This window comes from Nocardiopsis oceanisediminis (assembly GCF_048595525.1).
Lineage (GTDB): Bacteria > Actinomycetota > Actinomycetes > Streptosporangiales > Streptosporangiaceae > Nocardiopsis_A > Nocardiopsis_A oceanisediminis.
In genome coordinates, this window is sequence record NZ_JAFMZJ010000001.1 from 2,534,252 (window position 1) to 2,560,820 (window position 26,569).

A 26,569-nucleotide genomic window follows, 5' to 3' on the forward strand; every position below is an offset into this window, starting at 1 on the left:
TCTGAGGAAGGCGCGCCCATGGCCAACGACGCGGCGGACGGCCCCCCGCTCACCCCCCGGCCCCGGAAGCGGTTCTACCGCTCCCTGTTCTTCCAGGTCATCGTCGCCGTCATCGCCGGCGTGCTGATCGGGCACCACTGGCCGACCATCGGCGAGGCCCTCCGCCCCCTGGGCGACGGCTTCATCCGGCTGATCAAGATGGCCATCGCCCCGCTGATCTTCTGCGTGATCGTCACCGGCATCGCCAAGGTCGGCGACCTCCGCTCGGTCGGCCGGATCGGTGTGAAGGCGCTGGTCTACTTCCAGGTGGTCACCGCGTTCGCCCTGGTCTACGGCATGGTGGTGGCCAACGTCGTGCGCCCCGGCGCCGGGTTCGACGTCGACCCCGCCCAGCTGGACGCGTCCGCGGTCGACGAGGCGACCCACGGCGGGGAGCTGCCCGGTGCGGCGCAGTTCCTGATGGACGTCATCCCGGAGAGCCTGGTCTCCGCGTTCGCCGAGAACGCCCTGCTGCAGGTGCTGTTCTTCTCGGTCTTCTTCGCCCTGGCCCTGGCCTCGATGGGGGAGCGGGGCAAGCCGGTCCTCGACCTGATCGAGCGGGTCAACGAGGCGATCTTCGTGATCATCGGCTGGATCATGCGGATCGCGCCGGTCGGGGCGTTCGGCGCGATGGCGTTCGTGGTCGGCTCCTACGGGCTGGAGTCGCTGAGCAGCTTCGGCATGCTCGTGCTGGCCTGCTACGGCGCGGCGGTGCTCTTCCTGTTCGTGCTGGCGCTGATCGCCAAGGTCTTCGCCGGGGTGAGCCTGTGGAAGTTCCTCCGGTACACGAAGGACGAGTTCGCGCTGGCCATCGGCGCCGCCTCCTCCGAGGCCGTGATGCCGCGCATCATGCAGAAGCTCACCGCGGCCGGCTGCTCCAAGGCCACCACCGGCCTGGTCATCCCCACCGGGTACTCGTTCAACCTGGACGGCGCCGCCATCTACCTGTCCATCGCCGGGATCTTCCTCGCCCAGGCGTTCGGCGTGGACATGTCCATGACCGACCAGCTGATGATGGTGCTCATCCTGCTGCTCACCTCCAAGGGCATGGCGGGCGTCCCCGGCTCGGCCTTCCTCGCCCTGTCCGCCACCGCGACCGCGCTGGGCGCCTTCCCCGCCGCCGGCGTCGCCCTGCTGCTCGGTGCCGACCGGCTGATGGACACCATGCGGGTCTCCATTAACCTGCTCGGCAACTGCGTGGCGACCTTCGTCGTGGCCCGCTGGGAGGGCCAGCTCGACATGGACCGGATGCGCGCGGCGCTGGACGGCCGGGCCGCACCGGAGCCCGCCGCCGAGGGCGGTGCGGAGGCGGCGCCGAGCGCCCGCCCCGGGCAGCGCGCCCCCGCCGAGGACCCCCGGCCCTGACGACGCGCCGCGGGGCGGGCGGAGCGCTCCGCCCGCCCCGCGGCCTTCCGGACCCGGGGAGGGAGGACCCCGGGGAGCGGCCGGGCCGCGCCCCTCGGCGGGCGGGCCCGGCCGGTTCCGCGGGAGCCCCGGGATGACGGCTTGCCCCGTCCGCAGGGCACCGACAGTGTGGAGCCATGATCGATACCGGACTCGCCGGGAAGACGGTGCTCGTGACCGGCGCGAGCGGAGGGATCGGCGCGGCGATCGCCCGCGCATTCGCGGTGCAGGGGGCACGGGTGGCCGTGCACTACCTGGAGAGCCAGGATCCGCCGCCGCCCGGGACCCGGTGGGAGCACGCCGTTCCGGGCGGAGAGGCCGCCCGGGCGCTGGCCGCCGGACTGGACGGCGCGGTCGCGGTCTCCGCGGACCTGTCCGGCCCGGACGCCGCGGCGCACCTGTTCGACCAGGTGGAGGCGGCCCTGGGCGCGGTCGACGTGCTGGTCAACAACGCGGCGCACTGCGAGTCGCCGGACACCGTGGACACTGCCACCTACGCCGCGCTGGACCGCAGCTACAAGGTGAACGCGATCGCGCCGATCCTGCTCACCTCGGAACTGGCCCGCCGCGGCCGGCCCGGCGGCGGCGCCTGCGTCGTCAACATCTCCACCGACGCGGCCCGGGCCTTCCCCGGCCAGATCGGCTACGGCACCTCCAAGGCCGCCCTGGAGGGCTTCACCCGCGGCGCCGCCCTCGACCTGGCCCCCTCCGGCATCCGGGTGAACGCGGTCGCCCCCGGCCCGGTGCAGACCGGGTGGCTCTCCGAGGAGGAGGCCGAGGAGGTGCGCGGCATCGTGCCGCTCGGCCGGGTCGGCGAGCCCGAGGACATCGCCGACGGGGCCGTCTTCCTCGCCTCCCGCCAGGCGCGCTGGATCACCGGCCAGGTCCTCCAGGTGGCAGGCGGGCACGCGCTGTGAGGCGGCCGGCCGGGGGCCGCCCGCCCGGCCGGTCCGCTCAGGCCGACGCCGCCGCCGAGGACTCGGGGGACGCGGAGGACGTGCGGGGCGCGGGCCGTGCGGTGCGCCAGGCGCTGCCGGCCAGATCGTAGGCGAGGAAGAACCAGACCTGGCGGTAGTCCGGGACGCCGTTGTCGCCCCACTCGCTGGCCAGCCGCTCGACCAGGGCGAGCCCGCGCCCGCACTCGGTGTCGGGGGAGAGGGCACCGGGGCGGGGGGAGAGGTAGGAGCGGGCGCGGGCGTCCCACCGGCCCGTGTCGGCCCTCCCGCCGTCGCGGCAGGTGAGCGTGATGCCGGCGGCGGAGCGCTCGGCGAGCAGGGTGAACACCCCGCCCGGCCCGCCGGAGCGGCTGTGCCGGATGGCGTTGGTGGCGAGTTCCGAGCCGAGCAGGGTGAACAGGTAGCGGTAGTCGCCGTCCCGCCGGGCGGCGCAGGTGTCCAGGAACGCGCGGACCAGCGGCATGAACTGCGGGTGGCCGTTGAAGTCGAACCGGCGCCGCCGGTAGGGGCGGTCGGGCGAGCCGTTGAAGTAGTGCCGCGTCCCGGGCGGGATGAACCGGTTGAGCGGGACGGTCACCTCGGGCAGCGGCGGCACGGGGGCGAGAGTGGAGCGCATGGCGAATACACCTCACGGCATGAGGAAGAGGACTGGGATTCGGGCGCCCGCGGATTCAGCGGAAGCAGGGACGGCGCGTGCGGGTGCCCCGTAGCCTGACCTGTGTAGACGCTGAGTGATGAGCTGGTCACCGGCTACGCTCCAACAGTAACTCGACAATGTCGAGAGTCAAGTGATTTTCCGACATTGTCGAGAAAACATGTTCTAGACTCCGAGCATGCGAGACCCTCACAGCCCCACACTCCGGCTCCGTCGGCTGGCCGCAGAGCTGAAGCAAGGCCGAGAGAAACAGAAGCTGACCGTCGCTCAAGCCGGGAAGGCGCTGGGCTGGACGGCCTCGAAGATCAGCAAGATCGAGACGACGGAGACGCGCAGGATCGTCCCGGCGGACCTCGACAGGCTGATGGACCTCTACGAGATCACCGACCCGCAGAAGCGGGAGGCGATGCAGGCGCTGGCCCGCGATGCGAAGCAGCGTGGCTGGTGGACGAAGTACCGTGAGGTCTTCGGGGATCAGGCCCTGCCGGATTTCGAAGCAGAGGCGTCGGTGATCCGCTCGTTCGAAGGACTGGTGATCCCTGGGCTGCTCCAGATGCCCGAGTACGCTCGCGCTTTGTTCGAGGGCGGGCGCTACACAGGAGTGGAGGACATCGAGCGCCGAGTCGAGGCCCGGATGGCCCGGCGTGAGATCCTCACTCGTTTCGAGCCCGTTCATTTGCGAGTGGTGATGGACGAGGCAGCCCTGCGTCGCCTGATCGGTGATGCAGAGGTCATGGCCAAGCAGCTGCGACACCTGCTTTACATGGCCAAGCTGCCGAACGTGGACATCCAGCTGCTGCCTTTCTCAGCCGGCTCGCACGCCGCACTGGTGGCGCCGTTCAGCATCCTTGAGTTCCCTGGGCATCTCGACCCGCCGATCGTGCATGTCGGGACGGTAACCGACTCAGTATTCTTCGAGCAGCCAGGCGATGTTGAGCGCTATAGCGCTACGTTTGGTGATATCCAAGGCGCGGCCATCAGTACTGCGCAGAGCGCTCGGTTCATCGCTGAGGTGCTCAACACTCTAGAGAGCGGACAGAGCGGACAATGATCGACAAGCTGGTTTTCCGTAAGAGCAGTTACAGCGGGCAGGAGCCCAACTGTGTTGAAGTAGCTCACTTCCGGAAGAGCAGCCACAGCGGCCAGCACCAGGAGTGTGTCGAGGTCGCAGGCTTCCGCAAGAGCAGCTACAGCAGCGACCGGGTGGAGTGCGTCGAGGTGGCCGACACCGCCTTCGGCGCCGCCGTCCGGGATTCCAAGTACCCCGGGGCCGGGCACATCTCCTTCCCCTCCGCCGAGTGGTCCGCCTTCCTCAGCGCGGCTCAGCGCGGGAGGCTGTAGCCACCAGCCAGTCGAACAGCGCGGGGTCGTCGCCCATCTCCGGGTGCCACTGCACGCCCAGCACGTGCGGCGTCCCCGCGTACTCGATCGCCTCGATCACGCCGTCCTCGGCCCAGGCGGTGGCGGTGACGCCCTCGCCCGGCTCGGCGATGCCCTGGTGGTGGTAGGAGGGCACGTCCAGGACGGTGCGGCCGAGGACCTCCGCCGTCATGCTCCGCGGGTCGACCTTGACCGGGTGCGGATCGAATGCCGCCGTGCGCCGCCGGTGCAGCCGGGTGCCGACGACCGGCGGGAGGTGCTGGTGCAGCGTTCCGCCCCGGGCCACGTTCATCACCTGCATGCCCCGGCAGATGCCGAGCACCGGGAGCCCGCGCTCCAGCGCCGCCTCCAGCAGTGCGAACTCCGCCGCGTCCCGCGCCTCCCGCACGCCCGCCGTCTCCTCGGCGCGCGGGGCCGCGTAGCGGGCCGGGTCGATGTCGCCGCCGCCGGCCAGGACCAGCCCGTCCAGGCCGGCCACCGCGTCGGCGATGCCGCCGACCGGCGGCAGCATCACCGGTGCACCGCCCGAACGCGCCACCGAGTCGACGTAGGCGCGGGGCAGCAGCGCGGCGGGCAGGTCCCACGCCTCGCCCCAGCGGGCGCGCTCGGCGTAGGCGGAGATGCCGATGATCGGGCGGGCGTGGGGCATCGATACTCCTTGCCGTCGAAGATCCTCGCCGGGCCCGCGGACCCGGCGCCACCGCGGAGGAAGAAGAGGAAGAAGAGGAGGGGGAAGGGGAGGGGAGGGCGGCGGGAGTCGAGGGGCCGCCGCCCTCCCCGGCACTGCGGCGGGGCCGGCCCTACAGCGGGGTCACGTAGGCGCCGGAGATGCCGCCGTCGACCAGGAAGTTGCTCGCCGTGATGAACGAGGCGTCGTCACTGGCCAGGAAGGCCACCGCGGAGGCCAGCTCCTCCGGTTCGGCGAATCGGCCGAACGGCACGTGCACCAGGCGGCGCCGGGCGAGCTCCGGGTCCTTGGCGAACAGCTCCTTGAGCAGCGGGGTGTTCACCGGTCCGGGGGAGAGCGCGTTCACCCGGATGCCCTCCCGGGCGAACTGCACGCCCAGCTCCCGGCTGAGCGCCAGCACGCCGCCCTTGCTCGCGGTGTAGGAGATCTGCGAGGTCGCCGCGCCCATCGTCGCCACGAACGAGGCGGTGTTCACGATCGCCCCCTTGCCCTGCTCGCGCATGTACGGCAGCGCGTACTTGCAGCACAGGTAGACCGAGGTCAGGTTGGTCTCCTGCACCCGGCGCCAGGCGTCCAGGCCGGTCTCCAGAACGGAGCCGTCCTCGGGCGAGGTGATCCCGGCGTTGTTGAACGCCACGTCGACCGACCCGTAGGCATCCGCGGCCGCCGCGAAGGCGTCGCGGACCTGCTCCTCGCTGGTGACGTCGGCGACCACGGAGATCCCGCCGGTCTCCTTGGCGATCTGCGCGCCCGCCTCGGCGTCCAGGTCGACCGCGACGATCCTGGCGCCCTCCGAGGCCAGCCGGAGCGCCGTGGCGCTCCCGATGCCGCTGCCCGCGCCGGTGATCACCGCGACGCGCCCCTCGAACCGCTGCATGTGCTGCTCCCCTCCCTTGAACCGGATGAAGACAGGGGCCGTCCGGCACCGGGCGGCCCCGGCGCCGGTGTCCGCGCCCCTCCTGCTCCGCGCCGCGCCCTGGCCCCGACCGGCCCGGGGCGCGCCCGCGGTCAGCCCCGCGGGCCGTCGGAGATGAAGACCGTCTTGGTGTCGGTGAACGCGTCCAGCGCGTCCGGCCCCAGCTCCCGGCCGATGCCCGACTCCTTGAACCCGCCGAACGGGGTCCAGTAGCGGACCGCGGAGTGCGAGTTGACCGACAGGTTCCCGGCGGTGACCGCGCGGGAGACCCGCAGCGCCCGGCCGACGTCGCGCGTCCACACCGAGCCGGCCAGGCCGAACGCGGTGTCGTCGGCGATGCGCACCGCGTCCGCCTCGTCCTCGAACGGCAGCACCGACACCACCGGGCCGAAGATCTCCTCGGTGAACGCCCGGTCGTCCGCGGAGGGCGGGACGAGCACGGTCGGCGGGAACCAGAAGCCCCGGCCGGACGGCGCGGAGCCGCGGAACGCCACCGGTGCGCCGTCGGGGACGTAGGAGGCGACCTTCTCCCGGTGCTCCGCGGAGATCAGCGGGCCCATCTCGGTGGCGGGGGAGTGCGGGTCGCCGACCGCGACGCCCTTCACCGCCGGCTCCAGCAGCTCCATGAACCGGTCGAACACCGACCGCTGGACCAGCAGCCGGGAGCGCGCGCAGCAGTCCTGTCCGGCGTTGTCGAACACCCCGTAGGGCGCAGCCGCCGCGGCCCGCTCCAGGTCGGCGTCGGCGAAGACGATGTTGGCGCTCTTGCCGCCCAGCTCCAGGGTGACCCGCTTCAGGTCGCCGGCGCAGAGCGCCATGATCCGCTTCCCGACCGCGGTGGAGCCGGTGAAGGCGATCTTGGCGACGCCGGGGTGGCGCACCAGCGCCTCACCGGCGACCGGGCCGGCGCCCGGCAGCACCTGGAGCACGCCCTCCGGGACCCCGGCCTCCAGGGCCAGCTCGCCCAGGCGGATCGCGGTCAGCGGGGTGAGCTCCGCGGGCTTGACGATCACCGTGTTCCCCGCGGCCAGCGCCGGGGCGGCCCCCCAGGAGAAGACCGGCATCGGGAAGTTCCATGGCACGATGACCCCGACCACGCCCAGCGGCTCGGCGAAGGTGACGCTCCACCCGCCCGGCACCGGGATCTGCCGCCCGCAGGCCCGCTCCGGCGCCCCGGCGAAGTACTCGAACACGTCGCGCACCATGGCCGCCTCGCCCCGGGCCTGGCCGACCGGGTGGCCGGCGTTGCGCACCTCCAGGTCGGCGAGTTCGGCCCGGTGCGCGTCGACCCGGTCGGCGAAGGCGCGCAGGATCCGGGCCCTGTCCCCCGGGGCGAGGGATCTCCAGGCCGGGAAGGCCGCGCGGGCGCGCGCGACCGCCGCGTCCGCCTCCTCCGCCGAGGCGAGCGGGACGGCCGTGATGACCTCCTCGGTCGCCGGATCGATGACATGCTGCTGCGACGGTGCGCCGGCCATCACTGCTCCCCCCTGGCTCGGTCGGTCCTGCGGCACCCGGCGGCGGTCGGCGGAAGCCCGCGCCGCCGGGTGTGGAAAAAGCGGTCAGAGCCGCTCGAAGCCTCTTCGGAGCTCCCAGTCGGTCACCGCGGAGTCGTAGGCGGCCAGCTCCACCCGGGCGTAGTTGGCGTAGTGCTCCACCACCTCGTCGCCGAAGGCCTTGCGGGCCAGCGGGCTGTCCTCCCACAGCGCCAGGGCGTCGCGCATGGTGGCGGGGACGCTCGGCGCGTCGCCGGCGTAGGCGTTGCCGGCGCAGGCCTCCCCGGGCTCCAGCTCCCGCTCGATGCCGTCCAGGCCGCCCGCGATCAGCGCCGCGACCGCCAGGTAGGGGTTGACGTCGCCGCCGGGCACCCGGTTCTCCACCCGCAGGCTCGGCCCGTGGCCGACCAGGCGGAGCGCGCAGGTGCGGTTGTCCACCCCCCAGGCGACCGAGGTCGGTGCGAAGCTGCCCGGCGCGTACCGCTTGTAGGAGTTGATGTTCGGCGCGAGCAGCAGGGTGAGCTCGCGCAGCGAGGCCAGCTGCCCGGCGAGGAAATGCCGCCCGGTGGCGGAGAGCCCGTGGGGGGCCGACCCGTCGGCGAGCACCGGGGCGCCGCCCTCGCCGCGCAGCGAGATGTGCACGTGGCAGGAGTTGCCCTCGCGCTCGTCGGGCTTGGCCATGAAGGTGATGGACATGCCCTCCTGATCGGCGATCTCCTTGGCGCCGTTCTTGTAGATCGCGTGCTGGTCGCAGGTGGTCACCGCGTCGTCGAAGCGGAACGCGATCTCGTGCTGGCCCAGGTTGCACTCGCCCTTGGCGGACTCCACGTACATCCCCGCGCCGGCCATCTCGTTGCGGACGCGGCGCAGCAGCGGCTCCACCCGCGCCCCGCCCAGCACCGAGTAGTCGACGTTGTACCGGTTGGCGGGGGTGAGCTCGCGGTAGCCGCGGTTCCAGGCCTCCTCGTAGGAGTCCCGGTAGACGACGAACTCCAGCTCGGTGCCGACCATCGCGGTCCAGCCGCGCTCGGCCAGCCGCTCGGTCTGCCGCTTGAGGATCTGCCGGGGCGAGACGGCGACGTCCGCGCCGTCGGTGCGCAGCAGGTCCGCGGTGACCATGGCCTGGCCTTCCTGCCAGGGGGTGAGGCGCAGCGTGTCCAGGTCGGGGCGGAGCACGAAGTCGCCGTAGCCGGTCTCCCAGGACGACATGGCGTAGCCGCCGACCGTGTTCATCTCGACGTCCACCGCGAGCAGGTAGTCGCACGCCTCGGTGCCGTGCGCGAGGACCTCGTCCAGGAAGAAGCGCCCCGAGATCCGCTTGCCCTGCAGCCGGCCCTGCATGTCGGTGAAGGCGACCAGCACGGTGTCGACCGCCCCCGCGCGGATGTCGGTGCCGAGCCGTTCCACCGTCAGGGGGTGTCCGCCGTCGTTCGATCGCACCGGAGGTCTCCTTAAGGTTCAGTACCAGACCTCTGCCGCATGGAAGCAGCCAGGGCCGGGGGTGTCAATCCCCGGGCGCGGGTAAATCCGCCGGAAACCCCTGTGTCCAGGGGGAAAACCGGGAGCGACCGGACCTGTCGGGCCTGCTGGGCCCCTCTTGACAAGGCATGTCGCGGCGGCGCATCATCACCGGTCACCACCGAAAAGGATCGGCGGTATACCTTTTCGGACGGCCGGTGGCCCGGAGGCGCCGCCCGGTGAGCGGAGGCGGCCCCCGGCGGAGCACGACATTCCCGAGCGAGGGGAACACCGTTGTCCGATCGACCGCGTGCACACGTCCAGGGCGCCGAGTACGCCCGAGCGGGAGCCGACTACCTGGAGCGCCGCACCCTGCGGCGCGGCGCCGCCGGGTGGCTGCTCCTCGCCGGGCTCGGCGTCTCCTACGTCATCTCCGGCGACTTCGCCGGCTGGAACTTCGGCATCGCCGAGGGCGGCTGGGGCGGCCTGCTCATCGCCACCGTCCTGATGGGCGCCATGTACCTGTTCATGGTGCTGGGGCTGGCCGAGATGGCCTCCGCGCTGCCGACCGCCGGCGCCGGCTACGGCTTCGCGCGCCGCGCCCTGGGCCCGCTCGGCGGGTTCGCCACCGGCACCGCCATCCTCATCGAGTACGCGATCGCGCCCGCCGCGATCGCGGTGTTCATCGGCGGCTACGTGGAGGCGCTGGGGCTGTTCGGCCTGACCGACGCCTGGCCCGTCTACCTGGTCTGCTACCTGGTCTTCGTCGGCGTCCACCTGTGGGGCGTGGGCGAGGCGCTGCGGCTGATGTTCGCCATCACCGGGGTGGCGGTGGTGGCGCTCGCGGTGTTCGCCGCGGGCATGGCGCCCGCGTTCGACCCGGCCAACCTGTTCGACATCGCCCCCACCGACGCGGTCGGGGCCAGCCCGTTCCTCCCGTTCGGCTTCGCCGGGGTGCTCGGCGCCTTCGTCTTCGGCATCTGGTTCTTCCTGGCGGTGGAGGGCGTTCCGCTGGCCGCGGAGGAGGCCCGCGACCCCGCCCGGGACATGCCGCGCGGCATCATCGCGGCGATGGCGGTGCTGCTGGTGACCGGGTTCGGCGTGCTGCTGCTGGCGCCCGGCGGCGCGGGCGCGAGCGTGATGGCCGACTCCAGCAACCCGCTGCCGGAGGCGCTGCGCGAGGCCTACGGCGGTTCCGCGGCCATCGCCGACATCGTCAACTACGTGGGCCTGGCCGGGCTGGTGGCGAGCTTCTTCTCGATCATCTACGCCTACTCCCGGCAGCTGTTCGCGCTCTCCCGCGCCGGGTACCTGCCGCGCTGGCTGTCGCTGACCGGGCGGCGCAAGACCCCCTACACCGCGCTCATCGTGCCCGGCACCATCGGGTTCGCGCTGGCGGCGGCGGTCGGCGACGGCGACAGGCTGATCAACATCGCGGTGTTCGGAGCGACCGCCTCCTATGCGCTGATGATGGTCTCGCACATCGTGCTGCGCCGCCGCGAGCCCGGCCTGGAGCGGCCCTACCGCACCCCCGGCGGCGTGCTGACCACCGGCATCGCCCTGGTGCTGGCGCTGTGCGCGGTGGTCGCCACCTTCATGGTCGACATGGCCGGGGCCGCGGTGGCCGCCGGGATCCTGGCCGTCTTCCTGGCCTACTTCTGGTTCTACTCCCGGCACCGGCTGGTCGCCGACGCCCCGGAGGAGGAGTTCGCCCTGGTCCAGGAGGCCGAGTCGGAGCTGAAGTAGCACCGGACGGCGGCGCGGGCGCCGCGGTCCGCGCCGCCGCCCGGGGGCGCCGGGTCAGCCGAGGAAGGCCCGCAGCAGCGCGGCGGTGCCGTCCAGGTGCTCGCCGACCGCCCGGCGCGCCCCCTCGGGGTCGCCGGCGCGGACCGCGGCGGCGATGGCGCGGTGCTGCCGGCTGCTGTGCTCCAGGTTGCGGGCGAGGATGGGCATGGCGTTGAGCAGGTCGTTGATCCGCATCCGGGTGTCGGCCAGGGCCGAGGTGAGCGAGGCCGAACCGGTCAGCTCGGCCAGGGTCAGGTGGAAGACGGTGTCCAGGCGGCGGTAGTCGTCGGTGCAGGCGGAGTCGACCGCCTCCAGCCGGGCGCTCAGCAGCCGCCCGCCCTCCTCGTCCAGGCCGTCCTCGGCGAGCCGGACGGCCGCGCCGACCTCCAGCGCCCGCCGGAAGGTGAACAGGTCGTCCAGGGGGGCGTCCATCCGCTCCAGCACCCGCTGCGCCTCGGCCCTGCTCGGGCGCGGCGGGATGTAGGTGACGAAGGTGCCGCCGGCCCGGCCCCGGCGCGACTCCGCGTAGCCCGCCTCCTGCAGCGCGCGGATGGCCTCGCGCAGGGTGATCCGGCTGACCCCGAGCCGGGCGGCGAGCTCCCGCTCCGGCGGGAACCGCTCGCCGCGGGCGACCACGCCGAGCTTGATCGCGGACAGCAGCCGCTCCACCGTCTCCTCGAAGGCGTTGCCGGTGCGCACCGGGCGGAAGACGGCCTCGGCCGCGGTCGCGCCGAACCCGGCGGCCTCCGGCGGGACGTCCGGCTGGGACAACGTTCACCTCGCTGATGGGGAGTCTCGGGACGGGGGGTGGGGGCCGCCGCGGGCGGCCGCTTCCAGCCTAGAACCGGATCGGAGGGCGCCGGCGCGGACCGGGCTCCGACCGCGCGTCGAGTACGCGCCGAGGGTGCGCCGAGCACGCGTCGAGCACGCGTCGAGCGTGCGTCGACGGTGGCGGAGAGAGGGCCCTCCCGCGCGGCGGCGCGGCATGCGAGCATGGCGCCAAGGACCGGGCGGAGCCGGCCCGCCCGCGGCGGAGCGGGGGCGCCGGCCTGGGGAAGCGAGGCCACGATGGAACGGACCGAAACGCACCCTGCGGCGGGGAGGGCGACCGCCCTGACCGTGCTGGCCTGGGTCCTCCAGGTGCTCTGCTTCGCCGCGTTCATGATGGTCGGATCGGGCAAGCTGGCGGGCTGGCCGGATCACGTCCAGGTCTTCGAGCAGATCGGCGCGGGGCAGTGGCTGCGCTACGCGGTGGGCGCGGCCGAGGTGGCCGGAGCGCTCCTGCTGCTGGTGCCCAGAGTGGCCGGGCTCGCCGCGGCCGGCCTGGCGGTGATCGTGGTGGGCGCGGTCCTCACCCACCTGTTCATCCTGGTCGACTCCGGCTGGGCCATGCCCGCGGTGCTCACCGTGCTCCTGCTGGCCATCGCCTGGATCCGCAAGCGGGAGACGCTCTCCTTGATCGGGCGCTGAGCCCCGCCCCGCCGGTTCCTCCGCCGCGCCCGGGCCTTTACCACCGGGCGCGGGCGGGGCGCGCCACCGCGATCGCCGACGGAGGCGCCGGCCGCGCGGCGACTTCGGCGGGACCGGGCGGAGGGCGCCCCGCCCGCGCCCGGCCCGGAGCGCCGCGGGCCGGGAGGCGCCGGCCGCCGCCGGGGCCCGCGCACCGGAGCCGGCCGGGGCGGCCCCGGACGCCCCGGGCCCCGGGGGAGGGGGTCAGAGCCAGCTCTTCACCTTCTCGATCAGCGCGACCGGGTCGTCGCCGACCGGGGTGACGTTCAGGTCGGTGACGCCGGCGGCGCGGAACGCCTCGACCCGCTCGCGGACGTAGGACTCCGGGCCGACCAGGTTGGTCAGCTCCAGCATCTCCTCCGGGACGGCGGCGGCCGCCTCGTCCTTCTTCCCGGCCAGGTAGAGGTCCTGGATCTTCTCCGCAGCCTCCTCGTAGCCGTACCGGCGGGCCAGGGTGTTGTAGAAGTTCCGGCCCTTGGCGCCCATGCCGCCGACGTAGAGCGCGATCATCGGGCGGACGAAGTCCAGCAGCTTCTTGGTCTCCTCGCCCTCGCCGATGGCGAGCATGCCGCCGGCGGCGATCTCCAGCGGGGCCAGCGAGGGGTCCCGGTCGGCCGCGCCGGCGCGCAGCGACTCGCCCCACACCGCGTCGGCCTTCTCCGGGATGAAGAAGATGGGCAGCCAGCCGTCGGCGATCTCGGCGGTCATCCGCACGTTCTTCTCGCCGAGCGAGGCGAGGTAGACCGGGACCGCGCTGCGCACCGGGTGGTTGATGATCTTCAGCGGCTTGCCCAGCCCGGTGCCCTGCTCCGGGGGGAGGGGCAGGGTGAAGATCCGGCCGTCGTGGCTGAGCCGCTCCTCGCGGGCCCACACCTTGCGGCAGATCTCCACCACCTCGCGGGTACGGGCCAGCGGCTTGGTGTAGGGGACCCCGTGCCAGCCCTCGATGACCTGCGGCCCGCTGGCGCCCAGGCCGAGCACGGCCCGCCCGTCGGAGAGGTAGTCCAGGCCGGCGGCGGTCTGCGCGATCAGGGTGGGGGTGCGGGTGTAGACCGGGAGGATCGCCGCGCCGATCCGGACCCGCTCGGTGCGCGCCGCGATGTAGCCCATCAGGGTGGGGCTGTCGTAGCCGTAGGCCTCGGCCACCCAGACGGTGTCCAGCCCGGCCTTCTCCAGCTCCGTGATCTGCTCGACGGACTGCTTCGGGTCGCCGGCGTACTGCAGCGGCATGGAGATGCGCATGGTGCCTCCGTTGGTCGTCTCGCCCGGGTCGGCGAAACTCTACAACCGAGTAGCGTTCGGTTCCGTGACCGGGGTGGGGCGGCGCGGTGCCGGCGGCGACGGCCTGACCTGGCGGGTCCGGCGGATGAAGAAGGGCGCCGCCCCGCGGCGGGGGCGGCGCCCGGCCCCGGGCGCCTCAGCGGTGTGCGCCCGGGGGGTCGGAGGTCAGGCGTAGGAGTGCGCCTCGTCGGGGAAGGCGCCGGAGACGACCTCCTCGGCGAAGCCGCGGGCCGCCTCGGCCAGCGTCTCGTTCAGCGCGGCGTAGGTCTTGACGAACTTGGCCACCCGCGGGCTGAGGCCGGCCATGTCCTGCCAGACCAGCACCTGCGCGTCGGTGCCCGGGCCGGCGCCGATGCCCACCGTGGGGATGTTCAGCTCACCGGTGATCCGCTCGGCCACGGCGTTGGGCACGCACTCCAGCACGACCGCGAACGCCCCGGCCCGCTCCAGCTCCTTGGCGTCGGCCAGCAGCTCGGCGGCCTGCTCGTCGCTGCGGCCCTGGACCCGGTAGCCGCCCAGGGTGTTGACCGACTGGGGGGTCAGGCCGAGGTGCCCCATCACCGGGACGCCGGCCGAGACCAGCGTCTCCACCTGGGGCACCATCCGGCGCCCGCCCTCCAGCTTGACCGCGTGCGCGCGGCCCTCCTTCATGAACCGGGCGGCGGTGCCCAGGGCCTGCTCGGGCGAGGCCTGGTAGGACCCGAACGGCAGGTCGGCGACGACCAGCGCCCGGGAGGTGGCCCGCTCCACCGCGGCGGTGAGCGGGACGAGCTCGTCGACGGTGACCGGGAGCGTGGACTCGTAGCCGTAGACGACCATCGCCGCGGAGTCCCCGACGAGCAGCACCGGGATCCCGGCCTCGTCGAAGACGCGCGAGGAGAGCGCGTCGTAGGCGGTGAGCATGGGCCAGCGCTCGCCGCGGGCCTTGGCGGCGGCGATGTCGCGCACGGTCACCCGGCGGGTGGACGCGCCCCCGTACAGGGCGGGGGCGGACGTGGTGCTCATTATGCGTTCCTCCACTGTCTCGAAGCGCCTCTCGGCGTCCCCGGACGTTGTCGGTAACTTGTCGGCTCATCCTCGCACGGGCGGGTATGCCGCTCTCCTTCCGGGGCAACGCATTCGCCCCTTTCGCCCATCCCGTCCGGCGCCGAGCGGACGGTCACACCCCTCCGCCCGCCCGCAGGCCGCCCGGGAGGGCGCCCTAGGGATGCCCGAGCTGCCCGACCGCCTCCCTAAGGCGCCTCTGAGCAGGAAAGATAGGGCGGTTTCCGGATGGCGGGCCCGGTGCCTCCGCGCAGATCCTGGTTCCCGAGAGCACACCGCGGACCGAGTGAAAGGGGCCGGTATGGCCTTCCACCCCGACCAGATGGCCGAACTCGCCCGGCAGAGCCGCGAGCGCGCCGAGGCCGAGGCCGCCGCCGAGCGCGCCCGCCGGGAGCGGCGCCGCGAGGCCGCCCGGCACGGGGGCCCCGGGACCGCGCCGGCCCGGCGCGGCCGGGGGCGCCCCGGCCACGGGAAGGCGGCGTGACGGCCCGCCCCGGAGGGAAGGCGGCGTGAGCGCTCCGCCGGCGGCGGCCGGGATACTGGGCGGCATGGACAGAACCGACCGGCAATCCGCCTTCGTCGGCCGGCAGGCGGAGCTGGCGGCCCTCCGCGCCGACGCCCGGCGGGCGCTGCGGGGCGGCGCCACCGCCGTGCTCGTCGCCGGCGAGGCCGGGGTGGGCAAGTCCCGCCTGGTGCGCGAGTACGCCGCCGGCTCGCCGATGCCGCGGACCGTCGCCGGGGGCTGCCCCGAGCTGGGCGTGGACGGGCTCCCCTTCGCGCCCTTCGCCACCGCGCTGCGCCGCCTGGTCCGGGAGGGCGCGGTCGAGACCGGGCCGGGCCCCGGTGAGCTGGCCCGGCTGCTGCCCGAGCTCGGCCCGGCCCCGGAGGCCTCCGGCGAGGGGCGGGCCCGGCTGTTCGAGGAGGTCCTGGTCCTGCTGGAGAAGGCGGCCGGCTCCGGCGGCCTCACCCTGGTCCTGGAGGACCTGCACTGGTCCGACGCCTCCACCCGGGACCTGCTCGTCTTCCTGCTGGGCAACCTGGGCGCCGCCCGGGTCCAGCTGATCGCCACGGTCCGCACCGACGACCTGCACCGCACCCACCCGCTCCGCCGCCTCCTCCCCGAACTGGAGCGGCTGGACCCGGTCACCCGGCTCGACCTGGCCCCGCTCTCCCGGGACGAGGTCGCCGACCAGGCCGCCGCGCTGCGCGGCGGGGCGCTCTCCGCCGGCGACCTGGACCTGGTCTACCAGCGCAGCGGCGGAAACCCGCTGTTCGTCGAGTCCTTCCTGGACCGGCCGGACCTGGCCGGGGCCCCGGTCCCGGCCGGCCCCCGGGAGATGCTGCTCGGCGCGCTGCGCCCGCTGGACCGGACCGCGCTCGCGGTGCTCAAGGCGGCCTCGCTCACCGGGGACCGGGCCGACCACGCCCTGCTGGAGGCCGTCTGCGAGCTGCCCGCGGACCGGTTCGACGCCGCGGTGCGCGCCGCGGTGGACGCCAACGCGCTGCATCCGCTGGCCGAGGGGTACAGGTTCCGGCACGCGCTGCTCGCCGAGGCGGTCCAGGAGGACCTGCTCCCCGGCGAGCGCATCCGGCTGCACCGCCGCTACGCCGACGCGCTGGCCGCCGGCGTCCCCGGGATCGACGGCGGGCGCGCCGCGGCGATGCTCGCCCACCACGCCTACGCCGCCCACGACCTGCCGCGGGCGCTGGAGAGCGCCTGGCGCGCCGCCGAGTCGGCCCGGCGCGCCGCGGCCGCCCCCGAGCGGCTCGCCCTGCTCGACCGGGTCCTGGAGCTGTGGGAGCAGGTCCCCGACGCCGCGGAGCGGATCGGCCGGTCCCACGCCGAGGTGCTCTGCGCCGCCAGCGAGGCCGCGAAGGCGCTGGACAACCCGCGGCGCGCGCACGACTACGCCGACACCGGACTGCGGGCGTACACGCGGTGGCTGGGCACCGGGATGTGCCGGGTGCGGGTCTCCCGCGAGATCCCGGAGAAGGACGCGGTGGCCATGGGCATGCTGCTCTACGCCCGGGGCGAGGCGGCCCGGGAGATGTCCCGGGACGGGGCCCTGGAGGACTTCGGCGAGGCGCTGACCGTCCTGCCCGACCGGCACCGGCTGCGCCCCGCGGTCACCGCGGCGATGGCCGCCACCCTGGTGGTGCGCGGGCACGACGAGGAGGCCGAGCGCACCGCCTCGGCCGCGCTGCGGCGCGCCCGCGAGGCCGGGGACGCGCACACCGAGGCCGACGCACTGATCACCCTGGGCGGGTCCCGCTCCCGCGGCCCCGACGCCGACCGCGCCCTCGACTCGCTGCGCCGGGGCACCGCGCTGGCGCGGAGCAGCGGGGACATGCCCACCGAGCTGCGCGGGCTGAACAACACCGCCGCGGCCCTGGCCGACGCGGGCCGCATCGCCGAGGCGATGCAGGTCAACCGGGCGGCGCTGGAGCGCGCCGCCGAGCTGGGGGTCTCCCGCACCCGCAGCGGCGGCTTCCAGAACGGGCTGGCGATCGGGCTGCTCAACTCCGGGCGGGTCGGCGAGGCGGCGACGCTGCTGCGCAGCGCGCCCCCGGCCGCCAACCCGCGCACCCAGGGGCGCCGGCACGACCTGCTGGCCCAGATCGAGCAGGTGCGCGGTTCGGTCTCCGGGACCGCCCGCGAACTGGACGCCTTCCACCGCTGCTATCCGGCGGAGGCGGCCGCGGAGATCGAGTTCACCGGGGTGCGGCTGCTCCGGGCGTGGGTCGACGCCGAGGAGGGGAACGCCGAGCGCGCGGCCGAGGCGGTCACCGCGCTGATGGAGCGGGAGCGGCCGTGGATGCGCGGGTTCCGGTTGGCCGTGTGGCTCTTCCACGCGGTCGAGGTCTGGCTGGTCCTCGACGGCGGTGCGCGCGGGGGCGGCGGGGCGGCGGGCCGGCTCCGAGAGCTGCTGCTGAAGCGCGCCGCCTCCCTCGGCGGCGGCGCCGGCCTGGGGCTGTTCGGCCGGATCTCGCTGGGGCTGGCGCTGAGCCTGCTCGGCGGCGGGTCCGGTGAGGACGACGCGCTGCGGCGCCGCACCGTCGACCTGCTCCGCTCCTCCGAGCTGCGGCTGTGGCTGGTGCCCGCGCTGCTCTGCCGGGCCCGCCACCTGCTCCGGGACGGTGCGCTGGAGGAGGCCGGGCCCCTGCTCCTGGAGGCGCACGCGCTCGCCGCGGAGATGGGCGCGGGCCGGTACCTGCGGGACGCCGTGCGGCTGATGGAGGAGTACGGGACCGCCTTTCCCGCGCCGCCCGAACCGGAGGAGGCGGGCGTTTCCGAGCGGAGCGCCGCGGAGTCCGGCGCCGGTCCGCTCGCCGCGCTCACCCCGCGCGAGCTGGAGGTCCTGCGGCTGGTCGCGCGCGGCCGGACCAACAGGGAGATCGCCGCGGAACTGGTCATATCCGCCAAAACCGTGAGCGTCCACGTTTCGAACGTGCTGGCCAAGCTCGGTGTTTCGAATCGGAATGCGGCCGCCCTGAAAGCGCGCGATTCCGGACTGGAGTGAACGGGGAAGCCAATTGTCCCTTTCAAAGGGGTGCGGGTCGGAACCGGCCGCGCCGTTTCCAGGGTAGGGTGTAGCGCTCCGGGAGGTCCCCGGATTTCCCAGCTCCAAGCGGTCGAGAGTGCCGGTCCGAGCCCCCTGTGACTTGCGCGCCGAATGCAATAGGCTGTTCTGGCGATGGTGGCAGGGTTCGATTTCCTTGACCCGGGACGACTTGCGCCAGGAAGGAATTCCGCAGTGAGTGGGCACCCCCCCGATATGACCGAGGTGCCGGTTCCCCGACCGGCCGATCACGGCGGTGCCGCGGAGCGCGGCGGGCCCATCCGCACCATGCTCGTCGACGACCACGCCTTCTTCCGGCGCGGGCTGGCCTCGGTGCTGGAAGAGGAGCCCGACATCGACGTCGTCGGGGAGTGCGGCGGCGGGGAGGAGGCCGTCGGCCGGGCCGCGGCGCTCGCCCCCGACGTGGTGCTGATGGACGTGTGGATGCCGCGCGGCAACGGGATCGAGGCCTGCGCGGCCATCCGGCGGCGCCTCCCCAGAGCCAAGATCACCATGCTCACCATGAGCGACGAGGAGGACGACCTGTTCCAGGCGCTCAAGGCCGGCGCCGACGGCTACCTGCTCAAGGAGATCTCCGTGGACGAGCTGCCCGACGCGGTCCGCGCCATCGCCGACGGCCAGTCGTTCATCAACGCCTCCATGGCCACCAAGCTCATCGGGGAGTTCACCCAGCTGGCCAAGCGGGACGCCGCCGCGGCCCGCCCCGCGGCCCCGCAGCTGACCGCCCGGGAGACCGAGGTGCTCCGCCTGGTGGCCAGGTGCCTGAACAACCGCGAGATCGCGGACGAGCTCTTCATCTCCGAGAACACGGTCAAGAACCACATCCGCAACATCCTGGAGAAGCTCCAGCTGCACTCGCGCACCGAGGCCGCGGTCTACGCGGTCCGGGAGAAGGTCGTCGAAGCGGAGTGACCGGACCCGGCCGGAACCCCGCCCGAAAAGGGTTCCGGCCCGCGCCTTCACGGTGCCGCGGCGCCGCCGCGGCACCGGCCGTCACAGCGTCGGCAGGTAGCGCTGGAGCTCGTAGGGCGTCACCTGGCGGCGGTAGGACTCCCACTCCGCCCGCTTGTTGCGCAGGAAGAAGTCGAAGACGTGCTCGCCCAGGGTCTCGGCGAGCAGCTCACTGCTCTCCATCGCGCGGATCGCCTCGTCCAGGCTCTGCGGCAGCGGGGCGATGCCCATCGCCCGGCGCTCGGCGTCGGTCAGCGCCCACACGTCGTCCTCGGCGCCCGGAGGCAGGTCGTAGCCCTCCTCGATGCCCTTCAGGCCGGCGGCCAGGATCACCGCGTACGCCAGGTAGGGGTTGCACGCGGTGTCCAGCGAGCGGAACTCGATCCGGCTGGAGTTGCTCTTGGTGGGCTTGTACATCGGCACCCGCACCAGCGCGGAGCGGTTGTTGTGGCCCCAGCAGATGTAGGCGGGCGCCTCGCCGCCGGCGCCGGCCGAGGCGGCGGCGTTGTCCCACAGCCGCTTGTAGGAGTTGACCCACTGGTTGCACACCGCGGTGATCTCCGCGGCGTGCCGCAGCAGCCCCGCGATGAAGCCCCGCCCCACCTTGGAGAGCCGGTACTCCGCCCCGGGCTCGTGGAACGCGTTCCGCTCGCCCTCGAACAGCGACATGTGGGTGTGCATGCCCGAACCGGGGAACTCGGTGAACGGCTTGGGCATGAACGTGGCGTAGACGCCCTGCTCCAGCGCGACCTCCTTCATCACCAGCCGGAACGTCATGATGTTGTCCGCGGTGGTGAGCGCGTCGGCGTAGCGCAGGTCGATCTCCTGCTGGCCCGGGCCGCCCTCGTGGTGGCTGAACTCCACCGAGATGCCCATGGCCTCCAGCATGTTGATGGCGTTGCGCCGGAAGTCGTGCGCGCTGTTGTGCGGGGTGTGGTCGAAGTAGCCGCCGGAGTCGTTCGGCTCGGGCAGCTCGCCCGGGCCGGGCATCTTCTTCAGCAGGTAGAACTCGATCTCGGGGTGGGTGTAGAAGCTGAACCCGAGGTCGGAGGCCTTGCTCAGCTGGCGCTTGAGGACGTGCCGCGGGTCGGCGTAGCTGGGCGAGCCGTCCGGCATCAGGATGTCGCAGTACATCCGCGCGGTGCCGTGCGGCTCGTTCCGCCACGGGAGCACCTGGAACGTGGTCGGGTCCGGCTGGGCCAGCATGTCGGCCTCGTAGACGCGGGCGAAGCCCTCGATCGCCGACCCGTCGAAGCCGATGCCCTCGGTGAAGGCGGCCTCCAGCTCGGCCGGGGCCACCGCCACCGACTTGAGGTAACCGAGCACGTCGGTGAACCACAGGCGGACGAACCGGATATCGCGCTCCTCCAGCGTCCGGAGCACGAATTCCTGCTGTCGATTCACGGTTCACCTTCCTCGTCGATCGTCGGTGCCGGGCCGCGCGGCCCCCGGTCCGGGCCCCGGCGGGACGGCACCCCCTCCAGTCTGCCGGGTATACGTTTCCGGCGCATTAACGCAGGTAGGCAATGTGGAAAGGGGGCCCGTCGGCATTATCACAGGCCCCGCGGGAAACGTGCGACACCGCGCCCGGCCGGCCGGGCGCGCGCCGGGTAGGCTCAGGTCGTGGCACAGCTGAGAATCGCATTGGCTCAGGTCAACCCGGTGGTCGGCGACCTGGAGGGCAATTGCCGCCTGGTGGTGGACACCGCCCATGAGGCGGCCGTCGCCGGTGCGCACCTCGTCGTCTTCCCGGAGATGGTGGTCACCGGCTACCCGGTGGAGGACCTGGCGCTGCGCAACTCCTTCGTGTCCGCCTCGGTCAAGGCGGTGCACGCGCTGGCCGCGCGGCTCGCCGAGGAGGGCCTGGGCGAGCTGCCGGCCGTGGTCGGGTTCCTCAACCGCCGCGAGGGCGTGGGCGCCCGGTTCGGCCAGCCCGCCGGCGCCCCGCAGAACTCCGCCGCGCTGCTGCACGGCGGCGAGGTGCGGCTCATCTCCGCCAAGCACCACCTGCCCAACTACGGGGTCTTCGACGAGTTCCGCAACTTCGTGCCCGGCGACGCCCTGCCCGTGGTGCGGGTGCGCGGCGCGGACATCGCCTTCGCCATCTGCGAGGACCTCTGGCAGGAGGGCGGCCCGGTCACCGCGGTGCGCGCGGCGCGGGCCGGGATGCTCATCACGCTCAACGGCTCGCCCTACGAGCGGGCCAAGGACGACGTCCGGCTGGAGCTGTGCCAGCGCCGGGCCCGGGAGACCGGCGCGGCGGTGGGGTACGTGAACATGACCGGCGGCCAGGACGAGCTGGTCTTCGAGGGCGACTCGCTCATCGTCGACGCCGACGGCGAGCTGGTGGCGCGCGCCCCGCAGTTCACCGACGCGCTGCTCGTCACCGACCTGCGGCTGCCCGACGCCCCCGACCCCGCCCCGGAGGCGGACCGGGTGGACGGCGTCCGCATCGTCCGGCACACCGTCTCCGCCCGCCCGGTGCCGCCCTACGAGCCGGAGCCGCCGCTGGTCGCGCCCCGCCCCGACCCGCTCTCCGACACCGGCGAGGTGTACCGGGCGCTCGTCACCGGGCTCCGCGACTACGTGCGCAAGAACGGCTTCCGCAGCGCCCTGGTCGCGCTCTCCGGCGGCATCGACTCGGCGCTCACCGCGACCATCGCCGTCGACGCCCTGGGCGCGGGGAACGTGCACGGGCTGCTGCTGCCCAGCAAGTACTCCAGCGGCCACTCGGTCGCCGACGCCGAGGAGCTGGCCGCGCGGCAGGGCGTGCGCACCCGCACCCTGGCGGTGCAGCCCATCGTGGACGCCTTCGGCGAGGCGGTCGGGCTGGACGGGCTCGCCGCGGAGAACCTCCAGGCCCGGGTGCGCGGCACGCTGCTGATGTCGCTCTCCAACCAGGAGGGCCACCTGGTGCTGGCCACCGGCAACAAGAGCGAGCTGGCCACCGGCTACTCCACCCTCTACGGCGACTCGGTCGGCGGGTACGCGCCGATCAAGGACTGCTGGAAGTCCCTGGTCTGGGAGCTGGCCGAATGGCGCAACGAGCAGGCCCGCGCCGAGGGCGCCGCCCCGCCGATCCCGGAGAACTCCATCGCCAAACCGCCCAGCGCCGAACTCCGCCCGGACCAGCTGGACACCGACTCGCTGCCCGACTACGGGCTGCTCGACGCGCTGCTGGACGCCTACATCGGCACCGACAAGGGGCTGCGCGAACTGGTCCACGACGGGTTCGACCCGGCGCTGGTCGAGCGGGTGATCCGGCTGGTCGACCGGGCCGAGTACAAGCGCCGCCAGTACCCGCCCGGCACCAAGATCAGCTCCCGCAACCTCGGCCGGGACCGCCGGCTGCCGATCACCAACCGCTGGACGCCTTAGACCGCCGCTGGGAGAAGCCCGCCCCCGGGCGATGATCTCGACGGCCATCAGAACGCTCTGATGGCCGTCGAGATCATCGGGAAAGAGCGGGCGGCGGGCACCGGCGAGGCCCGGCCGGACGGGGCCGCCGCCTGCGCCACCGCCTGGCGCCGAGGGCGCGGCGGTGCCAGACTTCCCGGTATGACCGCCATCGCGCAGCGCTACCGGGGCCGGGCCGACGCCTTCCAGCGGAGGATCGAGGGGACCGGGGACGGGCAGTGGCACCGGCCGTCCCCGTGCGAGGGGTGGTCGGCGCTGGACGTGGTCGGCCACGTCGTCGACATGCACGAGGCCATGCTGCGGCCGCTCGGCCGCAGGCTCGGCCCCGCGCCCGCCGCGGCCGACGACCCGCTCGCCGCCTTCCTGGCCGCCCGCGCCGACGTCGAGGCCGTGCTCGCCGATCCCGCGCTCGCCGCGGCCCCCTGCGACACGCCCGCCGGCACGGTGTCCGCGGAGCGGCACATCGACGAGGTGCTCAGCGACGACATCGTCCTGCACTGCTGGGACCTGGCCAAGGCCACCGGGCAGGACGCCGACCTCGACCCCGGCGACGCGGCCGCGCTGTGGGCGCGGGTGAACGCGGTCCCCGCCGAAACGATGGAACGGCTGCGGACGCCGGGGGCCTTCGGCGCGGGCGTCGAAGTGTACGGCCCCGAGGTGGGGGTCCCCGGGGAGGCGTCCCTGCAGGACCGGCTCCTCGGCGCGCTCGGCCGGGACCCGGACTGGTCGCCGGGGCACGGCGGCTGACCGGTCGGCCGCTCCCGGCCCGTTTCCGTCCGGCCGGACCCCGGATCGTTGCCGGGAGAAACCGCCCCTGAGCGATGATCGTGACGCTGCGGCCCCATCGGAGTGCTCCGATGGGGCCGCAGCGTCACGATCATCGGGGAGAGGCGGGGACGGGGTCAGCCCGGCGCGCCCTGCGGCTCGCCCAGGCCCAGTTCGCGGGCGCGGGCGCCGGCGGCGGCCCGGTTGGCGACGTCGAGCTTGGCGAGGATGTTGGACACGTGCACGCTGGCCGTCTTGGCGCTGATGAACAGCTCGGCGCCGATCTCGGCGTTGGTGCTGCCGCGGGAGAGCAGGCGCAGCACCTCGACCTCGCGGGGGGTGAGCCCGGAGGGGCGGGCCGGGAGCGCCCCGGAGGACGCGTCCAGCGGCAGTCCCAGGCGCCGGGCCAGGTCCTCGGCGCGGTTGCGCAGCACCGGCGCCCCGCAGGCCTTGGCCAGGTCGGCGGCCTCGCGCACCTCCTCGGCGCTGCGGTCCCGGTCGCCGTCGGCCGCGGCCCGCGCCTCGGCGGACCGGATCAGGGCGTCGGCCAGCCGCAGCCGCAGCGGCAGCGGGCGCCACAGCCGGACGGCCTCCTGCCACAACCGGGCCGACTCGGCCGGGGAGGCCCCGGACACCTCGCTCAGCCGCGCCGCGACGGTGGCCTGCCTGGCCCTGGTCACCGGGCCGCGGAGCGGCATCACCCCGATGTTCCGGTCGACCACCGCGCGCAGTTCCGCCTTGCCGTCCGCGGTGACCCTCCGGTCGGCGGCGGAGACCGCCAGCACCTCGGCGAACAGGTCGAGCATCTCCCAGCCGTAGCCGGGCGAGGTGGTGAAGTCGCCGCTGGAGAGCGCGGTCCGGGCCAGCTCCGCGGCCTCGGCGGCCTCCCCCTCGGCCAGCAGCAGCTCGACCCTGGCGGTCACCGAGAGCTGGACCGCCTGCATGTGCGGCTGGCCGAACGGGTCGAGGTCCTTCAGCAGGACGCCCGCGCGGCGCGCCGCCGCCAGGTCGCCCCGGGCCAGGGCCGCGCGGACCTGCGAGGTGGCCAGGTAGATGCGGATCTTCGGGGGAGGGGAGAGCGCCTCGCCCCTGCGCGCCCACCGCTCGCACTCGGCCAGGTCGCCGGTCTCCCAGTAGGTCTCGGCCAGGTTGGAGGCGGCGAACGGGGCACCGCTGTTGGACTGCCCCATCCGGTGCAGCCGGTCCAGGGTCTCCAGCAGCACCTCCACCGCTTCGCCGTGCCGGCCGAACTCGCGCAGGTAGTGCGCGAGCACCGAGTGGTTGCTGGTCTCCACGGCGGACTCGCCCAGCTCGCGGGCGAGCATGGCGCCGCGCTCCATCGCGCTCCGCCCGGCCTCGAAGTCGCTCTCGTTGAACAGCGCCGAGCCGATCGAGCTGAGCGCGTCGGCCTCGGCGCAGCGGTCCCCGGTGCGCCGGGCGGCGTCCAGCGCGGCCTGCGCCAGCGCGTGCTGGGAGAGGCGCAGCCGCCGGTTCCCCGCGGGGTCATCGGCCCCGCCCCGCTCGGGGACGTCGAGCACGCGGCGGAGCACCGGGTGCTCGGCGGGGTCGACGTCGGGGGCGCGCATGCATCCGCGGGCCAGCAGCGAGAGCAGCATCGCGTAGCCGGGGGCGTCCGGCGGGAAGATCTCCAGCGCGGTGAACAGGTCGTCCATCGCCCTGCGGTCGGCGGCGTCGTACCGGGCCTGGGCGCGGCGGCGCAGCAGCAGGCCGCGCTTGGCCTGGATCCCGGTGCCGCCCTCGGCCGGCAGGTCGCGCAGGCCCTCCTCGCACAGCTCGATGGCGCGCAGCGGATCGCCCTTCTCCAGAGCGGCGTCGGCGGCCCGGTTGAGCACCGCGAACCGGTCGTCGCCCTCGGTGCGCTCGGCGGCGTCGGGCACCCGGTCCCACAGCTCCAGCACCCGCTCCAGCATCCGGAGCTCTTCGGCGTGGGCCAGCTTGCGGCCGGCGTAGACGGCGGCCCACCAGGAGGCGCTGAGCGCGCGCGGCAGCTCGTGCGCGGCGTGGTAGTGGTGCGCCTGCTCGGCGGCGAGCCGGTGCGCGGGGACCGCGTCGGGCAGGGCGTCCAGCGCCTCGGCGAAGGCGAGGTGCAGCCGGGTGTGCCGGCCGGGGAGCAGGTCGGCGTGGATGGCCTCGCGCAGCAGGGCGTGCCGGAACCGGAACCCGCTCTCGGTGGGGTGCAGCACGTTGGCGTCGACCGCGCTGCGCAGCGCCGCGTCCAGTTCGCCGTGCGGCAGCCCGCAGACGTGCGCGAGCAGCTCGTGCTCGACGTGCCCGCCGCTGACCGCGCCCACGCTGGCGGTGCGGACCACGTCGGAGGCGCGCTCGTCCAGCCGGCGCAGCGCGGAGAGCAGCAGCTCGCGCGGGCGCTCGGGCACCGGGGAGTCGAGCAGCATCGGCTGCTCGGCCAGCGACTCCACGAACAGCGCGTTGCCCTGGGACCGGGAGTAGAGCGCCTCGGCCTCGGCGCCGCTCAGCGGGGCGCCGCGGATCGCGCCGGCCAGCTCGGCCGCCTCCTCCGGGGTGAGCGGGGCCAGGTCCAGCCGCTCGACGTCGGGCAGCCGCTCCAGCTCGGGCAGGAGCGGGCGGAGCGGGTGGTCGCGGTGGAGCTCGTCGCTGCGGTAGGTGGCCACGATCTGCACCGGCGCGGTGTCCAGGCTGCGCACCAGGAAGACCAGCAGGTCGCGGGTGGCGCTGTCGGCCCAGTGCAGGTCCTCCAGCACGATGGTGAGGCCGTCGGAGCCGGCGGCCGCGGTGAGCAGCAGCAGGACCTGCTGGAAGAGCAGGCCGCGGGCGTCGCGCCGGTCGTCGGGGACCGCGCCGAGCTCCGGGAGGAGGCGGGGCAGCTCGCTTCCGCCGCCCGCGGCGGCGGTCAGTTCGGGGCCGTGCATCCGGAGCAGCTGCCGCAGCACGGTGACGAAGGGGGCGAACGGGAGGCCGTCGACGCCCAGCTCCAGGCAGCCCCCCGCGACCAGCCGGCCCTCCGGGACGTGCCGGGCGAACTCGGTGAGCAGGCGGGATTTGCCCATCCCCGCCTCGCCGCCGACGATGATCGTCCCGGTCTTGCCGGAGCGGGTGCGCTGCGCGTGGTCGAGCAGGATGCTGAGTTCCGCTCGCCGGCCGACGAGCTCGTGGCGGACGCCAGGGGTGGACATGATGCCCATTATGGCGTTCGTGTTCGGTTTCGTGCCGGATTTTTCGTTCTGCGACGGGGAGAGCCGGGCCGCTC

Annotated in this window: 21 protein-coding genes; 11 read left to right on the forward strand and 10 right to left on the reverse strand. The window is 74.0% G+C overall.

Going from position 1 to position 26,569, the window contains the following annotated elements:
- Positions 1 to 18 precede the first annotated feature (18 nt).
- Together dctA and J0910_RS11295 are read left to right on the forward strand one after the other, a co-directional pair.
- Positions 19 to 1,404, forward strand: a complete 1,386-nt coding sequence (dctA, locus tag J0910_RS11290; protein ID WP_420158456.1) for a C4-dicarboxylate transporter DctA — start codon at positions 19 to 21, stop codon at positions 1,402 to 1,404.
- 176 nt (positions 1,405 to 1,580) lie between these two features.
- Positions 1,581 to 2,360, forward strand: a complete 780-nt coding sequence (locus tag J0910_RS11295) for an SDR family NAD(P)-dependent oxidoreductase (protein WP_420158457.1) — start codon at positions 1,581 to 1,583, stop codon at positions 2,358 to 2,360.
- Between the two features lie 37 nt (positions 2,361 to 2,397).
- Here J0910_RS11295 and J0910_RS11300 read toward each other — a convergent pair whose 3' ends face one another.
- Entirely contained in the window at positions 2,398 to 3,015 is a 618-nt protein-coding gene (locus J0910_RS11300; RefSeq protein ID WP_420158458.1) for an ATP-binding protein, read from the reverse strand.
- Between the two features lie 217 nt (positions 3,016 to 3,232).
- Here J0910_RS11300 and J0910_RS11305 point away from each other — a divergent pair, with 217 nt between their 5' ends.
- Together J0910_RS11305 and J0910_RS11310 are read left to right on the forward strand one after the other, a co-directional pair.
- A complete protein-coding gene (locus tag J0910_RS11305) occupies positions 3,233 to 4,105 on the forward strand; it encodes a helix-turn-helix domain-containing protein (protein ID WP_420158459.1) in 873 nt (290 codons plus the stop codon).
- Positions 4,102 to 4,395, forward strand: coding sequence for a DUF397 domain-containing protein (locus J0910_RS11310; RefSeq protein WP_420158460.1), 294 nt, complete (start codon positions 4,102 to 4,104; stop codon positions 4,393 to 4,395). The genes J0910_RS11305 and J0910_RS11310 overlap by 4 nt, the downstream gene beginning before the upstream one ends.
- Here the strand turns inward: J0910_RS11310 and J0910_RS11315 are convergent.
- The 4 genes from J0910_RS11315 to J0910_RS11330 all read right to left on the reverse strand — a co-directional run bounded on the left by J0910_RS11315 (position 4,367) and on the right by J0910_RS11330 (position 8,971).
- Entirely contained in the window at positions 4,367 to 5,083 is a 717-nt protein-coding gene (locus tag J0910_RS11315; protein WP_420158461.1) for a gamma-glutamyl-gamma-aminobutyrate hydrolase family protein, read from the reverse strand. The genes J0910_RS11310 and J0910_RS11315 overlap by 29 nt on opposite strands.
- Positions 5,084 to 5,234: 151 nt before the next feature.
- Positions 5,235 to 5,999: a 3-oxoacyl-ACP reductase gene (locus tag J0910_RS11320; protein WP_420158462.1), complete on the reverse strand. Its 765-nt coding sequence runs from the start codon at positions 5,997 to 5,999 to the stop codon at positions 5,235 to 5,237.
- Positions 6,000 to 6,130: 131 nt separating this feature from the next.
- Entirely contained in the window at positions 6,131 to 7,513 is a 1,383-nt protein-coding gene (locus J0910_RS11325) for an aldehyde dehydrogenase family protein (protein WP_420158463.1), read from the reverse strand.
- Positions 7,514 to 7,597: 84 nt separating this feature from the next.
- Positions 7,598 to 8,971, reverse strand: coding sequence for a glutamine synthetase family protein (locus tag J0910_RS11330; protein ID WP_420158464.1), 1,374 nt, complete (start codon positions 8,969 to 8,971; stop codon positions 7,598 to 7,600).
- A 312-nt stretch (positions 8,972 to 9,283) separates the two neighbouring features.
- Between J0910_RS11330 and eat the strand changes: the two genes are divergently transcribed.
- Positions 9,284 to 10,735, forward strand: coding sequence for an ethanolamine permease (eat, locus tag J0910_RS11335; RefSeq protein ID WP_420158465.1), 1,452 nt, complete (start codon positions 9,284 to 9,286; stop codon positions 10,733 to 10,735).
- A gap of 54 nt (positions 10,736 to 10,789) precedes the next feature.
- Here the strand turns inward: eat and J0910_RS11340 are convergent, their stop codons facing one another.
- Positions 10,790 to 11,545 carry a FadR/GntR family transcriptional regulator gene (locus J0910_RS11340; RefSeq protein WP_420158466.1) on the reverse strand — a complete coding sequence of 252 codons (756 nt, stop codon included), beginning with the start codon at positions 11,543 to 11,545 and terminating at the stop codon, positions 10,790 to 10,792.
- Between the two features lie 297 nt (positions 11,546 to 11,842).
- Here J0910_RS11340 and J0910_RS11345 point away from each other — a divergent pair, with 297 nt between their 5' ends.
- On the forward strand, positions 11,843 to 12,244 hold the full coding sequence (locus tag J0910_RS11345; protein ID WP_420158467.1) for a DoxX family protein: 402 nt from the start codon (positions 11,843 to 11,845) through the stop codon (positions 12,242 to 12,244).
- A gap of 243 nt (positions 12,245 to 12,487) precedes the next feature.
- Here J0910_RS11345 and J0910_RS11350 read toward each other — a convergent pair whose 3' ends face one another.
- Complete coding sequence (locus tag J0910_RS11350) at positions 12,488 to 13,525, reverse strand: LLM class F420-dependent oxidoreductase (protein ID WP_420158468.1); 1,038 nt, start codon at positions 13,523 to 13,525, stop codon at positions 12,488 to 12,490.
- Between the two features lie 204 nt (positions 13,526 to 13,729).
- The gene (panB, locus tag J0910_RS11355) at positions 13,730 to 14,572 is read right to left on the reverse strand and encodes a 3-methyl-2-oxobutanoate hydroxymethyltransferase (protein WP_420161958.1); all 843 of its coding nucleotides are present in this window, start codon (positions 14,570 to 14,572) and stop codon (positions 13,730 to 13,732) included.
- Positions 14,573 to 14,909: 337 nt separating this feature from the next.
- Between panB and J0910_RS11360 the strand changes: the two genes are divergently transcribed.
- The 3 genes from J0910_RS11360 to J0910_RS11370 all read left to right on the forward strand — a co-directional run bounded on the left by J0910_RS11360 (position 14,910) and on the right by J0910_RS11370 (position 19,101).
- Positions 14,910 to 15,092 carry a hypothetical protein gene (locus tag J0910_RS11360; RefSeq protein WP_420158469.1) on the forward strand — a complete coding sequence of 61 codons (183 nt, stop codon included), beginning with the start codon at positions 14,910 to 14,912 and terminating at the stop codon, positions 15,090 to 15,092.
- Positions 15,093 to 15,156: 64 nt separating this feature from the next.
- Positions 15,157 to 18,129, forward strand: coding sequence for a helix-turn-helix transcriptional regulator (locus tag J0910_RS11365; protein ID WP_420158470.1), 2,973 nt, complete (start codon positions 15,157 to 15,159; stop codon positions 18,127 to 18,129).
- Positions 18,130 to 18,363: 234 nt separating this feature from the next.
- Positions 18,364 to 19,101: a response regulator gene (locus J0910_RS11370; protein ID WP_420158471.1), complete on the forward strand. Its 738-nt coding sequence runs from the start codon at positions 18,364 to 18,366 to the stop codon at positions 19,099 to 19,101.
- An 81-nt stretch (positions 19,102 to 19,182) separates the two neighbouring features.
- Here the strand turns inward: J0910_RS11370 and J0910_RS11375 are convergent, their stop codons facing one another.
- Entirely contained in the window at positions 19,183 to 20,544 is a 1,362-nt protein-coding gene (locus J0910_RS11375; RefSeq protein WP_420158472.1) for a glutamine synthetase family protein, read from the reverse strand.
- A gap of 219 nt (positions 20,545 to 20,763) precedes the next feature.
- On the opposite strand from J0910_RS11375, the gene J0910_RS11380 reads away from it, so the two are divergent.
- Both J0910_RS11380 and J0910_RS11385 read left to right on the forward strand, forming a co-directional pair.
- Positions 20,764 to 22,518: an NAD+ synthase gene (locus J0910_RS11380; RefSeq protein ID WP_420158473.1), complete on the forward strand. Its 1,755-nt coding sequence runs from the start codon at positions 20,764 to 20,766 to the stop codon at positions 22,516 to 22,518.
- Between the two features lie 60 nt (positions 22,519 to 22,578).
- Entirely contained in the window at positions 22,579 to 23,304 is a 726-nt protein-coding gene (locus J0910_RS11385) for a TIGR03086 family metal-binding protein (protein ID WP_420158474.1), read from the forward strand.
- A gap of 155 nt (positions 23,305 to 23,459) precedes the next feature.
- Here J0910_RS11385 and J0910_RS11390 read toward each other — a convergent pair whose 3' ends face one another.
- On the reverse strand, positions 23,460 to 26,495 hold the full coding sequence (locus tag J0910_RS11390) for a helix-turn-helix transcriptional regulator (RefSeq protein WP_420158475.1): 3,036 nt from the start codon (positions 26,493 to 26,495) through the stop codon (positions 23,460 to 23,462).
- Positions 26,496 to 26,569 lie beyond the last annotated feature (74 nt).